General features: G+C 62.9%; 19 protein-coding genes. 2 read left to right on the top strand and 17 right to left on the bottom strand.

The genetic code is table 11. From position 1 onward, the window contains the following. Positions 1 to 52 precede the first annotated feature (52 nt). From MXAZACID_RS09440 to MXAZACID_RS09360, 17 genes are all read right to left on the bottom strand, one after another. Positions 53 to 820: a flagellar biosynthetic protein FliR gene (locus tag MXAZACID_RS09440; protein WP_051060298.1), complete on the bottom strand. Its 768-nt coding sequence runs from the start codon at positions 818 to 820 to the stop codon at positions 53 to 55. Next, positions 811 to 1,086: a flagellar biosynthetic protein FliQ gene (locus tag MXAZACID_RS09435; RefSeq protein ID WP_008494059.1), complete on the bottom strand. Its 276-nt coding sequence runs from the start codon at positions 1,084 to 1,086 to the stop codon at positions 811 to 813. Before MXAZACID_RS09435 ends, MXAZACID_RS09440 begins: the two co-directional genes overlap by 10 nt. Then, positions 1,086 to 1,817 (bottom strand): flagellar type III secretion system pore protein FliP, encoded by a 732-nt coding sequence (gene fliP / locus MXAZACID_RS09430; protein WP_008494058.1) that lies wholly within the window; start codon positions 1,815 to 1,817, stop codon positions 1,086 to 1,088. Before fliP ends, MXAZACID_RS09435 begins: the two co-directional genes overlap by 1 nt. After that, complete coding sequence (locus tag MXAZACID_RS09425; protein ID WP_008494057.1) at positions 1,810 to 2,079, bottom strand: flagellar biosynthetic protein FliO; 270 nt, start codon at positions 2,077 to 2,079, stop codon at positions 1,810 to 1,812. The genes fliP and MXAZACID_RS09425 overlap by 8 nt, the downstream gene beginning before the upstream one ends. 6 nt (positions 2,080 to 2,085) lie before the next feature. Further along, positions 2,086 to 2,556 carry a flagellar basal body-associated FliL family protein gene (locus MXAZACID_RS09420; protein WP_008494056.1) on the bottom strand — a complete coding sequence of 157 codons (471 nt, stop codon included), beginning with the start codon at positions 2,554 to 2,556 and terminating at the stop codon, positions 2,086 to 2,088. Between the two features lie 9 nt (positions 2,557 to 2,565). After that, on the bottom strand, positions 2,566 to 4,500 hold the full coding sequence (locus MXAZACID_RS09415; protein WP_008494054.1) for a flagellar basal body rod C-terminal domain-containing protein: 1,935 nt from the start codon (positions 4,498 to 4,500) through the stop codon (positions 2,566 to 2,568). Next, positions 4,497 to 5,360: a glycoside hydrolase family 73 protein gene (locus tag MXAZACID_RS17800; protein ID WP_051060295.1), complete on the bottom strand. Its 864-nt coding sequence runs from the start codon at positions 5,358 to 5,360 to the stop codon at positions 4,497 to 4,499. The genes MXAZACID_RS09415 and MXAZACID_RS17800 overlap by 4 nt, the downstream gene beginning before the upstream one ends. Further along, the gene (locus tag MXAZACID_RS09405) at positions 5,360 to 6,460 is read right to left on the bottom strand and encodes a flagellar basal body P-ring protein FlgI (protein WP_008494052.1); all 1,101 of its coding nucleotides are present in this window, start codon (positions 6,458 to 6,460) and stop codon (positions 5,360 to 5,362) included. Before MXAZACID_RS09405 ends, MXAZACID_RS17800 begins: the two co-directional genes overlap by 1 nt. Next, on the bottom strand, positions 6,460 to 7,134 hold the full coding sequence (locus MXAZACID_RS09400; RefSeq protein ID WP_008494051.1) for a flagellar basal body L-ring protein FlgH: 675 nt from the start codon (positions 7,132 to 7,134) through the stop codon (positions 6,460 to 6,462). Before MXAZACID_RS09400 ends, MXAZACID_RS09405 begins: the two co-directional genes overlap by 1 nt. Beyond that, complete coding sequence (gene flgG, locus MXAZACID_RS09395) at positions 7,131 to 7,925, bottom strand: flagellar basal-body rod protein FlgG (protein ID WP_008494050.1); 795 nt, start codon at positions 7,923 to 7,925, stop codon at positions 7,131 to 7,133. The genes MXAZACID_RS09400 and flgG overlap by 4 nt, the downstream gene beginning before the upstream one ends. 29 nt (positions 7,926 to 7,954) lie before the next feature. Then, entirely contained in the window at positions 7,955 to 8,698 is a 744-nt protein-coding gene (locus MXAZACID_RS09390; protein WP_008494049.1) for a flagellar hook-basal body complex protein, read from the bottom strand. A gap of 14 nt (positions 8,699 to 8,712) precedes the next feature. After that, entirely contained in the window at positions 8,713 to 9,936 is a 1,224-nt protein-coding gene (locus MXAZACID_RS09385; protein ID WP_008494048.1) for a flagellar hook protein FlgE, read from the bottom strand. Then, positions 9,933 to 10,625, bottom strand: a complete 693-nt coding sequence (locus tag MXAZACID_RS09380) for a flagellar hook assembly protein FlgD (protein ID WP_008494047.1) — start codon at positions 10,623 to 10,625, stop codon at positions 9,933 to 9,935. Before MXAZACID_RS09380 ends, MXAZACID_RS09385 begins: the two co-directional genes overlap by 4 nt. Next, positions 10,625 to 11,053: a flagellar basal body rod protein FlgC gene (gene flgC / locus MXAZACID_RS09375; RefSeq protein ID WP_008494046.1), complete on the bottom strand. Its 429-nt coding sequence runs from the start codon at positions 11,051 to 11,053 to the stop codon at positions 10,625 to 10,627. The genes MXAZACID_RS09380 and flgC overlap by 1 nt, the downstream gene beginning before the upstream one ends. A 14-nt stretch (positions 11,054 to 11,067) precedes the next feature. Further along, positions 11,068 to 11,418: a flagellar basal body protein gene (locus tag MXAZACID_RS17795; protein ID WP_144052731.1), complete on the bottom strand. Its 351-nt coding sequence runs from the start codon at positions 11,416 to 11,418 to the stop codon at positions 11,068 to 11,070. A gap of 216 nt (positions 11,419 to 11,634) precedes the next feature. Next, a complete protein-coding gene (locus MXAZACID_RS09365) occupies positions 11,635 to 12,090 on the bottom strand; it encodes a hypothetical protein (RefSeq protein ID WP_008494044.1) in 456 nt (151 codons plus the stop codon). Between the two features lie 12 nt (positions 12,091 to 12,102). Next, positions 12,103 to 12,474 (bottom strand): response regulator, encoded by a 372-nt coding sequence (locus MXAZACID_RS09360; protein ID WP_008494043.1) that lies wholly within the window; start codon positions 12,472 to 12,474, stop codon positions 12,103 to 12,105. Between the two features lie 272 nt (positions 12,475 to 12,746). Between MXAZACID_RS09360 and MXAZACID_RS09355 the strand changes: the two genes are divergently transcribed. Further along, positions 12,747 to 13,040, top strand: coding sequence for a flagellar hook-basal body complex protein FliE (locus MXAZACID_RS09355; RefSeq protein WP_008494042.1), 294 nt, complete (start codon positions 12,747 to 12,749; stop codon positions 13,038 to 13,040). A gap of 21 nt (positions 13,041 to 13,061) precedes the next feature. Continuing rightward, positions 13,062 to 13,875 (top strand): hypothetical protein (locus MXAZACID_RS09350; protein ID WP_205619782.1); only part of this gene is annotated, 814 nt, incomplete at its 3' end.

Genomic DNA, 13,875 nt, shown 5'->3' with positions numbered 1-13,875 from the left:
CGCCTGGCGCAGCCGGCGCTCGGTGGGGGCATGCTTCTTCTCGCCCGCCCCTTCAGCCATGCGGCATCAACCCGGCGATGGCCGCCATGGATTGCGCGGTGAGATGCGACGTGGCCACCCCAATGGCCGGCACCATGCCCACCAGCACCCAGAGCCCGGCCAGAATCAGCAATGGAAAGCCGACAGAGAGCAAATTGAGGCTGGGGGCGAAGATGGTGGCAAGCCCAACGGTGAGGTTGACGCAGAACCCCGCCGCCAGCACCGGCAGCGCCAGCGCCAAGGCGGCGGAGAACACCACCCCGCCCATGCCGGCCAGCGCCCCCCAGCCTTGCAGCGGCGCCACCCCGGCGCCATGCGCGAAGGAATGGGCCAGCGCCATGAACAGCCAGACCGGCCCGCCCGCCGCCATATAGCCGAGCAGCCCGGCCCATTGCATGATATCCGCCAGCACCGAGCTGGCGCCCGGCGCGTCGCGGAATTGCAGCGTGGCAAAGGAGAGGCCCATCGCCTCGCCGATGATCTCACCGGCGGAGGAGAGCGCGGCGAGGACGATCTGCGCCGCCATGCCGAGCAGCGCGCCATAGGCGATCTGCTCAAAGCCGGTGAGGATGGCGCGGGCCGGGTCCGCCGGGTAGGCGGGCAGGTCCGGCAGCCAGAGGGCGAGCGCCAAGGCCAGGGCAGCGGCCAGCAGCGCCTTGACCATGTTGGGGAGGAGGGCGGAGCCGAACAGGGGGGCGGTGAGGAACAGCCCGGTGATGCGCAGAAACGGCCAGAGGAAGCGACCGAACCAGAGCATCACGGTCTGTTCATCTAAGACCATGGCTGATGCACCAGAATGGCCGCGTGCAGGATGAAGTCCCGCGCCAGCGCCTCGAACATCGCCACCGCGCCGAAGCCGCCAGTGACGGCGAGCCCGGCCATGGCGATGGTTTTGGGCAGCAGCGCGAAGGTGGCATCCTCGATCTGCAGCGCAGATTGGATGATGGCGGTGATGATGCCGACCAGCAGCAGCACTGCCACGCAAGGCCACAACGCCGCCAGCGCCAGCGAAAAGGCATGTTGCAGCAAGTGCAGATAAAGCGGCATCAGCCGAAACTATTGGCCAGCGTGCCCAAAACCAGCACCCAGCCATGGATGGAGACAAAGACCAGCAATTTCAGCGGCAAGGAGATCAGCGTGGGCGAGACCATGATCATGCCCAGCGACATCAGGATGGAGGCGACCGCGAGATCGATCAGCACGAACGGGATATAGACCAGAAAACCGATCTGAAAGGCCGTCTCCAGCTCCGAGGTGGCGAAGGCGGGAACCAGCACGGTGAAGGGTACATCGCGCGGCGCGGCATAATGCTGGCCCGAGAGATCGACGAACAGATGCAGCGGCGCCTTGCGGGTTTGGGCAAGCATGAAATCGCGCTCCGGCGGCTGCGCGGCGGCGATGGCCTCGGAGAAGGTGATCTGCCCGGCGAGATAAGGCTGCAAGGCCTTGTCCTGCTCCTGCTGGATGACGCCGCGCATGACGAAGACGGAGAGCGCCAAGGCCAAGGCCGCCAGCACCATGTTGGGCGGCGTGGTTTGCAGCCCGATCGCCTGGCGCATGATGGAGAGGACGATGATGATGCGAGTGAAGCTCGTCATCAACAGGATCAGCCCGGGCAGGAAGGCGAGCGCGGTGATGACCAGCAGGCTCTGCACATCCAGCGAGTAGGCTTCACCGCCATTCTTCGCGAGCGTGTTGACGATGGTGAGCCCCGCCGGCGCGGCATGCGCGGCGCCCGCCAGCAGCAGCGGCGCGGCATAGGCCAGGGGCCTATTCATCGGCATCGAGCCGGCTGAGCAGAGCGATGCCGCCGCGCCCGACGCCAAGCAGCAAGACCTGGCCGCCCGCTTGCGCGATGACGAGACTTTGCTGCCCGCCCAGCGCCCGGGCGGCAAGAATGGCGAGAGGCATGTTCGCCGCCGCCGGCGCGGCCCTGGCGCGCAGACGCCGCAGCAGAAAGGCGCCCGCCGCGAGGCAGCCCAGGAGGATCAGTAATGTCGCGATGGTGGAAGCCGCAGCGGAAATTGTTTCCGTGCCCATTTTGGCTCAATCCTGTTGCACGATGTTGGTGATGTAGGCGGCGGTGAACGGGTCCGGCGGGGTGAAGCCGGCATTTTTGTCCAGCACCTGGTTGGCGAGGGTGACGCAGGTTTTTGTCAGCGAATCATGGGTGGAAGGGTCCATCAGCTGCTTCGCCGTCTGCTTCATCAAAAGCGTGATCGTCTCCGCCTTGATGATCGGCAGCAGCGCGTTGAAACTGTCGATCGCCTTCTGATCCGTGGTGGCGTATTGGATGGAAATCTGCACGAAGCCCTGCCCGGCCTGGGCGCTGGAATCCAGCGGCACGCTCACCACCATATTCTCCAGCGTGCCAAAGAGGAGCGGCTTCGGCGGCGGGGGTTTCGGATGGGCGGGGGGGCTGTGGTGGCCGGTCATTTTCATATAGACCAGCGCACCGCCACCGCCGCCACCCACGAGCACCAGCGCGGCGACCGCGCCGAGAATGATCTTCTTCATCGCAGCTCCTCAAATCGCGTTCAACAATGAATCAAACATGGTGTTGGCGGCGCTGATGGCCTTTGCCGCCGCCTGGTAGGCTTGCTCGTAATTCGTCATCAGCACCGCCTGCTGGTCGCTATTCACCCCGGCGATGGTGGCGAGGTTGGTGGTGGCGGCGGTGACCTGCGAGCCTGTCGATGTCGCCAGCGCCTGCGCGGCGGCGGCGTTGGCGCCCAAATCCGTCGATAATCCAACGAAGCTTTGCTCCAGCGTGCCGGAACTGGTGGTTCCGGTCGCGGTCCATAGATTGGCGAGGCGCTGCGCATTGCTGCCGCTGGCACTGCCGCCGGGGCTGAGGCTCAACGTGTCTCCCGCCACCGGCGCGCCGGTGAGTGGCAAATTCCAATATTGCCCGGACGCCAGACCGGACGGGTAGGCCACCGCGACATTGCCGCCATTGCTGCCCAGCGTGCCGCTGGCGATGATGGTGCCGGGACTGGCAAGGGTGGAAACATTATAGGCGCTGGCGGAGGTAAAGGTGAGCAGAAGATTTTGCCCGTAATAGCTGGCCGGCACCACGGCGCTGCCGCTGGCGGGGCTGGAGGTTACCGAATCCGTGCCGACATTGATGGTCCCGGCATTCTTGTTGATAACAGAACCATCTGTTTGCAGCGTCCCGTTGGTCGCGACATAAGGGTCGGCGGCGGCGATATCGTTGGGGGTCGTCGCGGCGACGGCAATGGCATTGGCGGCACCCGGGGCGGGATTGACGGTGAAGCTGTCGCCATTATTGGCGGTGCCGGAGATGCTCAGCGCCAGCCCGGCAAAAGCCGGCGGCGTGCCGCCTACAATGTAGCTCTGGCCGTTGGCTTGATCCACGGCGCTCCAGCCGCTTGTGCTGTTGTAGGTCAAGGTGAAGGGCCCGCCATTCGCCGGCAGCGCGGCTTCATTGCTCAGGCTCGCCGTGATGACGGCGCTGCCGCTATTGCCGCCGCTGGGCGCGACGCTGGGCGCCGGGACGGAAAAAATCGGTGTGCCGCTGGTGCCGGTTGGTGTCAGCCCCTGCGCCTGCGCGGTGTTCACCTGCGCTGAAAATACCGCCGCCAAAGCGCTGAGAGATTGCGTCGCCTGCCCGCCCGCGACGATGTTGGCGAGGGTGGCGCCGAGCGATCCATCGGATTCGCCCAGCGTCAGCTTCATCTGGTTATTGCCGGCGGTGAGCGTGGTTTGGCCGTTCGCGTTTTCCGCCAGCGCCAGCGCCTGCACGCCGCTTTGATCCACCAGCACGGTGCCGCCCGTGGCCACCACCACCCCGCCATCGCTTTGCGGGATAATATTCACCGGCAGATATTGTGACAGCGCGTTTAACGCGGAATCACGCTGGTCCAGCAGACTCGGTGAATTTGGCGCGGTTTGCAGGGATTTGTTCAAAGTGCTGAGCTGCTGCAAAATCTGGTTGGCGGCGGTGACATTCGAGCTCAGCCCGGCCTGCTGACCGGAGACGACGCTGGCGATGCTGGTCGCGGCGGTCTGGAAGGTTCCGACGACATTGCCGGCGTCCGACAAAACCGTCTGGCGCAGCGCGGAACTTGAAGGGCTGGCGGCGAGGCTGCCAATATCGGAGAAAAATTGGTTAATCGCCGTCTGCACATTGCCGTTATTGGTCAGGGCGTTGGAAATGTCGGTCAGCGCCGTGGATTGTGCGCTGGCGGCGGCGCTGGCGCTGTTCGCCGTTCGCAGCTGGGAGGCGGCAAAGCCCGAGGCCGCACGCGTGATCTGCGCTGGCAACACCCCCGCGCCTGGCTGCCCGGCCGCGGCCTGCGCCGTTTGCGCGTTGACGTTTTCAACGGTGTAGCCGGCGGTATTGGCGTTGGCGAGGTTATTGGAAACTGTCGAAATGCCGGCCTCAAATAATTGAAGGCCAGATAGCGCGGCATTAACGGCGTTGGTGAGACCACTCATGGTTGCGCTCCGCTATTCGAAGATGATGCACCGACCGATTGCAGCACCGCGCTCATCAAAGGCGATTGCGCGATTTTCATGATTTTTTCCGCATATTGATCGTCCGTTGCGTAACCGCCAGCTTGCAGGGCCTGCGCGAATCCTGCGACGCTGCCCTGGCCGGTGGCGTTTTGATAGTTGGACTGGATCAAGCCGACATAATCCGAAACGCTGGCGGTGGGGTCGGCATAATCACGAAATGCTGCATCCTGCGCGACGGCTACGCCATTCTGCATTTCATGCGTCGCCCGCAGGCTGCCGGCTTGGCCAGGCCCGGCCTTGATGCCGAACAGATTATGGCCGGGTGCCGCGGCACCCCACCCGGTTTCCAATGCCGTTTGCGCCAGCACCGCCACCGCCGGCACCCCGAGGGCCTGCGCGGCCGCAGTGATTTGCGGCCAGATGGATTTGGCAAAATTCGTCGCCTGATCCAGCTCTTGTTCAGATCCGGGCGTTGGCTGGGGCGCCGGCGCCAACGGGGTTTCATTGACCGGCGCCGGCACCCCCATGGCGGCAAGCACGGAAGCGGTTGAGGCGGTAGGAGCCGGGGTCTGCAGCGCCTGTCCGCCAATCTGGCGCTGCGCCGCCTGCAGCAGCCGGGCATCATATTTGCCGAAATCATTCTGCGCGAGATTCCACAGGAACATGCTCTGAAAATCGCTGCCACCCTGGCCCAGCGTGGACGCATCCATGCCGGTTTCATTCAGCGTGCTGAGCATCTGATACCAGAGCAACCCGGTCAGATGCTGCATCGCCTCTTTCTGCGTCGGCCGGGTGGGCGCGGGGTTGGCGGCATTTAGGGCGGTCCGTGCCTCGATCATCATATCACCTTGATGGTTCCGTTGATGGCGCCGGCTTGCTTCAGCGCCTGGATGATGGCGATCAAATCTTGCGGGGTGGCGCCCACTGCATTCAACGCCGCAGCCACATCCTGCAGCGTTGCGGCGCGTGGCAGGTTGATGACCTGCGCCTTGCTCTGCTTGGCGTTGACCGCGGTATTGCGGACACCGACGGTCGAGCCATTGGAAAACGGCCCTGGTTGGCTCACGCTATTTTGCGTCTGGATGGTCACGGTCAGATCGCCATGGCTGACAACGGCCGGGCCCAGCGTGACCCCGGCATTCATCACGATGGTACCGCTTTGCGCATCCACCACGATGGTCGGCGCCTGGCCGACCGGGGTGATCGGCAAGGCGAGCACATTGGCCATGAAGCGCATCGCATCCTGGCCCTGGGCGGAGAGATCGACCTCACCGGGCGAAACGGCTGTGGCCGTGCCCGCATCATAGCGATTAATGACATCCGCGATCTGCTGGGCGGTCTGATAGCTGGGCTGGTTGAGCAGCAACGCGGACGCGCCGTTGATCGCGTAGGTGGCGGGAATCGTCGTGGCCAGGATGGCGCCGCCGGGCAAGGTACCGACTGTCGGCACATTCACGCTGGCGGATGTTCCGCCGGCACTCGCGGCGAATCCGCTGACCAGCAGCGGCCCCTGCGCCTGGGCATAGACAACGCCATTGCCGCCGCGCAACGGGGTTGGCAATAACACGCCACCAGCCAATGACGTTGCATTCCCGACCGCGGAGACGGTGACATCCGCATGCTGGCCGGAATGCGCGAAGGCGGGAACTTCCGCCGTCACCATCACGGAGGCGACATCGTTGGGCTGCATGGTTGAGACATTTGGCAAGGCGATGCCCATATTGCGCAGCATGTTGAGGATGGATTGCTGCGTGTAGGGAACCTGGGTCGTCTGGTCGCCCGTGCCGGGTAGGCCGACAACCAGCCCGTAGCCATAAAGCTGGTTGCTGGGCGCGCCGGCGACGGACACCAGCTGGCCGATGGTCGTCGCATCGCCGGCGGCGAAGGCCTTGCCGCCAAACACCAGGAGAGCCAGGAGAGTTGCGGCGCAGATTCGCATCAGAATGGCGCAATCTTGTTGAGGACGCGTTGCAGCCAAGGCAGCTGATGTGCGCCGTTGATCGGCCCGATGCCGACATATTGCACATTCATATCGGCGACCTGATTCGAGCTGATGGTGGTATTGGCGGCGATATCGTCCGGGCTGGCATAGCCGGTGACGACGATGGAAATCACATTGCCGTTGATATTCACGTTGGTGCGGCCTTCAAGAGTGAGAATGCCATTGGCGTCGACATGGGTGACAACCGCCTCGACCTGACCGGAAATATTATTCGCCGCACTTGCCGCGCCGGTTCCGGTATATTCCTGATCGGAGGTGGCGCCGATGGAAGGAGCGAGGCTGCCGCCATTGATATGGCCAAAGCTCATCGGGATTCCCATGAAACTCGTCATGGAATCGTTGAGCGTTCCGGTCCGTTTCAGAGCGGCGTTGTCGGTATTGCTCGCGGCGCTGCTCGTGACGATGTCGATTGTCACGAGATCGCCCATACGCCAATCGCGCCGCGGCTCGTAAAGTGAGCCCATTGTGGAAGCCGGAAAAATCGACCCGTCCTGCGATGCGAGCGGGGGCAAGGCTGCCACCGGAAACGCCGCCGGCTTGACCAGACTGGGCGGCGGTGCCGCAATCGTTTGGCAGCCAGTGAGCAGCAAAACGGGCAGCAAACGTTTCATGCGCCAGCAGCCGCCTGCGCCAGATAGTTGAGCTGATTATCGATGGCGCTGGCCACCTGGGTGCCGAGCTGGTAGGCGCGCTCCGCCGAGATCATGTTCACCATCGACTGCACGACATCGACATTCGAGGCTTCGAGATAGGACTGGTTGACGGAGCCAAGGCCGTTGCTCTGCGGCGCGCCATTGACGGCGGTGCCCGAGGAGGTCGTGGACGCATACAGATTCCCACCCAGCGGCTGCAGCCCCTGCGGATTGACGAAATTTGCAAGCTGGATCTGGCCGATTTGCGAGGCGGTGGAGGATCCAGGCAATGTCACGGAAACCGTTCCATCCGTCCCGATCGTCACCGAGGTGGCGTTGCTGGGAATGGTGACGTTGGGTAGGACCTGATAGCCCGATGAGGTGACGAGCTGGCCCGTGGCGTTGAGCTGAAACGCGCCGTCACGCGTGTAGGCGGTTTGGCCGTTGGGCAGAAGCACCTGGAAATAACCGGAGCCGTTGATCGCCAGATCGAGCGGGTTGCCGGTGCTGGTCAACGCGCCCTGGGTCAAGGTATCCTTCACCGAAGCAACCTTCACGCCAGTCCCGATTTCGAGTCCGGAGGGATAAACGGTCTGGCCGGTTGAATTGGCCCCGGGCTGGATGCCATCCTGGTAGAGCAAGGTTTGAAATTCCGGCGTTTCCGACTTGAAGCCCGTCGTGTTCACGTTCGAGAGATTGTCGGCGATCGTGTTCATCATCGTCTGGCTGGCGGCGAGGCCGGTGGCGATCGTGTCCAATGCGTGGTTCATAATGCGGCTCCAAATTCTGGCATGACGAATCAGCCCTGCGCCAAGATATTATTGAGATCCTGTGAGGTGCTGCTTTGGGTTTTCATCAGGTCCGTCTGCAGCTGATAGGACCGGCTGCTGTCGATCATCTCCATCATCGCGCTGGTGGGATCGACATTGCTGTCATTGATGTAGCCTTGATGCAGCGAGGCTGTGCTGCTCTGGCTTAAATTCGTTCCCGCCGGGGCCTGGTAGAGCGAGCCGCCAAGCGCGCTGAGTTTGCCGGACGGCGTGGCAACCAGGCCGATTCGCCCATAGACTTTCGCATCCCCGCCGGGATTTCCGGCGGCGATGCCAGAGATCGTCCCGTCCTCGCCGATTTGCAGTTTCGTCAAAGGTGGAAGGCTGATCGGCGTACCGTTATTGTCGAGGATCGGATTGCCGGAACTATCCGTCAGCAGACCCGCCGCGGAGATGCTGAGTGTTCCGTTGCGGGTCAGGGCCGTGCCGCTGGGCGTTTGCACCTGCAGCCAGCCATCGCCGGCAATGGCAACATTCAGCGGATCGCCGGTCTGGCGCATCGGGCCTGGTTTCAGATCCGGCCCCAGCGTTTCCACGGCCGCATCCGCCCCCACCGGCGCATTGCTGCCGCTATAGGCCTGCGCATCCGTCACCGCCTGCACGGCTTCATAGCCAGCGGTTTGCGCGTTGGCGAGGTTGCTGGCCACGGCTTGCATCTGCGCGGTAATCGCCTGCAGCCCGGCCATGCCGGTATAGAGGGAATCCGAATACATCTTGTTCTACCTTGTTAGATCTGCACCAGCCTCTGGCTGTCCTGCTGCTCGGTCTGGATCACCGAGGTGTTCGCCTGGTAGGCTTGCTGATACTGAATCAGCGAGACGAGCAGAGAGGAGGTGGAGGCATTGGAAGCTTCCAGCTCGCCACCGGAGAGCGTTCCGGCCTGGCCGCTGCCTGGCGTATTCACCACTGGCTGGCCTGAGCTGTTGGTGACAGCGTAAAGATTGCCGGTGACCGGATTCAACCCCTCCGGATTGATGAAATTGGCAAGCGCGATTTTGCCCGCACTCAGCGTCTGCCCGTTGGAATAGCTGGCTTGCACCGAGCCATCGGCGGAGATGCTGCTGCCTGTGTAATTGCCCGGCGCATAGCCATTATTGGTGATGCCGGCGACGGCGAAACTCTGCGCCGCCAAGGTGGTGCCGGTGAAATTCATCGCGATATTCGATGCAGCCGCGCCATTTCCCCAATTCACCGCCAAGGTGGCGGGACTGCCGGAGGTGAGCGTGCCCGAGGTGGAGAAGCCCAGCGTCGTCAAATTCTGCGGCGTGCCAACATTCGTGCCGTTGGCCAATTCGGGCTGGGCGTAAACCGTCCAGCTCGGCGTGGCGCCGCTGGTCGCGGGCTGGTTCTGCACCAGGTAAAACTGCACGCGATTGGCATTGCCCAGGGAATCGTAGGTGACGGCGGATGTGCTCTCGCTATAGGTGGTCGGGTCCGATGGGTTGAAGGTCGTGGTGGAGGGAATCGTCTTGTCGCCGGAATTCAGATTCAGCGTCAGTCCGAGCGTGCTGGTGGCGTTGGCGGCGACGGCCCCGGTATTGATCGTTATCGGGCCCAGCGTATTGCCCTGCACACCATTAACCGTCGCGTAGCCCAATAATTTGGAGCCGTTCAGCGTTTCCAACTGGCCCGATGAGCTGAGCTGAAATGCGCCGTCGCGGGTATATTGTTGCGCGCCGTTGCTGGAGACGATGAAATAGCCATTGCCTTGGATCGCCGCGTCCAGCGAATTGCCCGTCGAGGTCAGATTGCCTTCGGTCAGATCCGTCGACATGCCTTCCAACGACGAGCCGATGCCTGGCGTATTGGTGGCGTTGCTCGGATAAATATCCTGGAACAACGCCGTTTGGCTTTTATAGGCCGTGGTGTTGGCATTGGCGAGATTATTTGAAACGGTGTTGAGCCCCGTCTGGGCGCTTGTGAGGCCTGATAAGGCAGTTTGCAGTGTCATGAAGATGCTCCCAGAACAGTTTGAACGGAAGAAATGGGCAATGCGCTGGCGCTGCCGGCGACATCCAGGCTTGGTGTGCCGTTGGTAAGATTGACGCCCTGGACATTGTAAACCGTGTAGGGCGTGGCGGAGATCGGCACGCCGCTGGCGCTGGCGGCGCTGATCTGATAGCTGTAGCTATCGCCGGCGGTGCCGCCTGTCCATTTAAAGCTTTGCTGTCCCGCTGGCAGCGCCCCCAGATTCATCGTCCCCGCGACACTGCCATTGGCGTTAAGAATGGTGACATCGGTATTGGCGCTGGCGCTCGGTAGGTTGAACGCGCCGGTGGCGCTACCCGTGCTGTTTGCGAACAGGCTGTTGCCGTTGACCGCCACCAGCCGCCCCACCAGCGCCGAAGCCTGGGCCAGCTGAGCGGCGCCATTCGCGGTTTGCAAACCCGTGAGGTTGGTATTGAGCTGGTTGATGCCATCCACGGTCGAAATCGCCGCGAATTCCTGTGTCATCTGCGTCGGGTCGGCGGGTGAGGTTGGCGATTGATATTTCAACTGCGCTGTCAGGAGTTGCAGGAAATCATTCTGCGTCAGGCTGGCGGCGCTGCCGGATGAGGCCGTGCTCGCGGTGGTCGAGGCGGCGACCGAGGCGTTGGAAATGCCGCTGGTGCTGGTGCTGGGCGAGGTCATGCTGGTCATCATGTCACCTGAAAGCTGTTGATGATTTGCTGATCGATCCGCGTGGATTGTTGGAGCAGCGCGACCGAGGCCGAATAGGAATTCGTGCTGTCGATCATGTTCACCATCTCATCGACCGGTGAGACATTCGAGGAGGTGACATAGCCTGAGGCATCCGCGTAGGGATTGCCTGGATCGTATTTGCGCGTCGGCGGTGCGTTGCTTTGCACGCTGGTTAAGACCTGCACGCCGAGCGGGGGAGTGGCGCCATCCATCTGCGTCGCATCCACCACCGGCGCCGCCTGGAAAACCAGCTCCTGCGCCCGGTAAGGCTGCGCGCCTGGCGCGGCGATGGAGGAGGCATTCGCGAGGTTCGAGGAAATCGCGCTGAGCCGTTGATCCTGCGCCGCCAGGGCGCTGCCGATGATTGAGAAAACACCATTGCCCATGAGATGAACCGCCTTTAATTGCCGCTGGGATTGGGACGCAGCGCGGTGACCAGCGCCGTGGTGGATTGATGCAGGAACGTCGCGGCGGCTTGCATCTGCTCGCCATTCTGCACGGCCTCGATACGTTCATTATCGAGCGAGACATCATTGCCATTCAGCCCGACCACGCCATCCATGCGATATTGCGCACCGGCATCCTGCCCCTCGCCTGCGCCCAGGCTGCTGGCCAGGGCAGAGTCAAAGGAGATATCGACCGCCTTGTAATTCGGCGTATCCGCATTGGCGACATTATTGGCGATGAGATCCGCGCGCTCCTGCCGGACATTCAGCACGGCGCCATAGAAATCCAGAAATCCTGCCTGCATCATCAGCTTCCTTCATTCCACCGACGGGATCACGGCATTTGCCGCCCCATTCGGGCTTCAGGAAGAGATCTATCCGGGTGGGATGAAGAAATGGTAAAAACAGGCCTGATCCTGCCTGTCCTGTATCCATCCCTATATTCGAATTCCACGGCGCCGGATTTCCTGGCGGCGCCGATCTTGGCAAAAAAAAAGTGCCCAGAGGCACTTTTTTCTGGTTCAGGCCGCTTGCCCTTTCAAGCGTTGCAACACCTCCTCATGCAGGCGGCGCTGATCCTCGCTCACATAAAGCGCCGCAAGATCCGCGGAAGCAAAATGCGTGCCCGGGGGCATCTGCGCATCGGACATGCGCTCCAGCGCCACAATCACGCAATCAGCGATCTGCTTGGCGAAATCCTGCCGCTGCGCCTCGACAAAGGCGAGATGGTCCAGCTTGCGGCGGATTTCGGCGATCTCGCTGATCGCCTCATTGCGTTCGCGCTCCACCACCGGACTGGCCTGCGGCGATTGCCGATTAATATCGGCCAGCAATCCGGACAGCCAGGACAGCAAGGCCGAGGTCCGCCAAAGCAGATCAAACGCGTCGCTCGCATCCATCTTGTCGCGTAAATGCGCAACCTGCTCGGCCAGGATGGCACAGACCAGCTTTTCATTTGCCTCAGCCATCCCGTTCATGTCCGATCTCCTTTATTTTACCGGGCAAAGCTGCTTGACGACGGATAAAAGCTGGTTCGGCTCCGCCGGCTTGGTCAGCCAGCCCGAGGCCCCGGCGGCCCGCGCCTCGTCGCGCTTGCGCCCGCCTGATTCCGTTGTCAGCACAATGATCGGCGTGAAGCGCGCGGAAGCGATCTTGCGGGCTTCCTTGATGAAGCCGATGCCATCCAGCTCCGGCATGTTCAGGTCCGTCAGGATCGCCGCCGGCTTCAACCCCCCGCTCAGCTTGGTGATTCCCTCGCGCCCGTTCATGCCGGTCTCGACCTCATAACCCGCTCCTTTCAGGATATGTGACAGACTCATCACCATTGTGGCGGAATCGTCGAGAACAAGAATAATCGGCATGAGAACGGCGCTCCAATCAGCTATATTTGCGCAGGGTCGCGACAGAATGGCTGGGAAGTGTTGAGAGGCGGTTAAAGCGACAAGAAAAATCGCCCGCGCCGATTTTAAGAATTGATTAGGCGTACGGATTTAATCGTGCGGCATGAGCAAAGTTTTCCTGATTTCCGAAAATAAATTTCCCCGGCGCGGGCGGCGGCCGCGCTGAGGCGGCGCGGGCGATCCCGCCCCGCGCCTCTCCCGCTTTTATCCTCGGTCCATAAAGGAGCTGTTTGATGATCTCAACGATTCTGGGGCAGGGCGTGGCCGCCGGCGCGCGCGCGTCGGCCGCGACCGCACCGCAGCCCGGACATTTTCTGTCCCTGGTCTCGGACGCGCTGCAACATGTCAGCGCCAGCCAGCAGGCGGCCACGGCGGCGGAGGCCGGCTACAGCGCCGGGCTTCCGGGCGCCACGCTGGGCAAGGCGCTGGTGGCGAGCGACCGGGCGGATGTGGCCTGGAACGCCACCGTGGCGGTCCGCAATGAAATTGTCTCCGCCTATCAGGCGGTGATGAACATGCAGTTCTGATCGATGGAGCGGGCGCGCGACATGTTGGCGCGGGGGCGGGCGGCGGCGGCCAGGCTGCCGAAGCTGCTTTGGGCGGCGGGCGGCGTGGTGCTGCTTTCGCTCGGCATCGTCGCCTGGCTGGAACTGTCCGGGCCGCCTTATGCGGTGTTGAGCGAGGGGCTTTCGCCGGCGGATGGCGGCAAGGTGATCGCGCAGCTGCAAAAGCTCGGCATTCCCTATCAGCTGCAGGCCGCCGGCAACGTGATTCTGGTGCCCGCCCCGCAGCTGGCGCAGGCGCGGCTGCAGCTGGGCGCGGCGCAGGTGCCGGGCTCGAACACGCAAGCCGCCTGGACCCAGCTTGAAACCGCGCCGATGACGACCTCCGAGCGCGCCCAGAGCGCGATGGCGACCCAGGCTCTGGAACTCTCCTTGCAACAATCCATCCAGCAGCTGGCCGGCATTCGCAGCGCGCAAGTGTTCCTGGCGCTGCCACCGGAAACGCCGTTTCTGGCGGACCAGCCCAAGCCCGCCGCCTCGGTGGTGCTGGATGCCGATCCCGGCCAGGCCGCCAGCCAGGCCGAGGCGATCGCCCGGCTGGTCGCCGGCGCGGTGCCGGGCCTGGAGGAGACGGGCGTCACCGTGGTCACCACCGCGGGCACCACGCTCTACCCCCCCTCCGACAGCCTGACCACCGGGGCGCAATTCGCCACCGTCTCGCAGGTCGAGGCCGGGGCGGCGGCGCGTGTCGCCGGGCTGCTGATCCCCTTGGTGGGGGCCGGGAATTTTCAAACCGATGTGTCCGCCCAGCTGGATTTCACCCGCACCCATATCCAGCAGACCAGCTACGGGCCCACCC

Origin of the sequence: Acidocella sp. MX-AZ02 (assembly GCF_000306035.1) — a bacterium.
Classification (GTDB): domain Bacteria; phylum Pseudomonadota; class Alphaproteobacteria; order Acetobacterales; family Acetobacteraceae; genus Acidocella; species Acidocella facilis.
The sequence above is the reverse complement of the archived record's forward strand: the minus strand, read 5'-3'. Positions and strand labels throughout refer to the sequence as shown.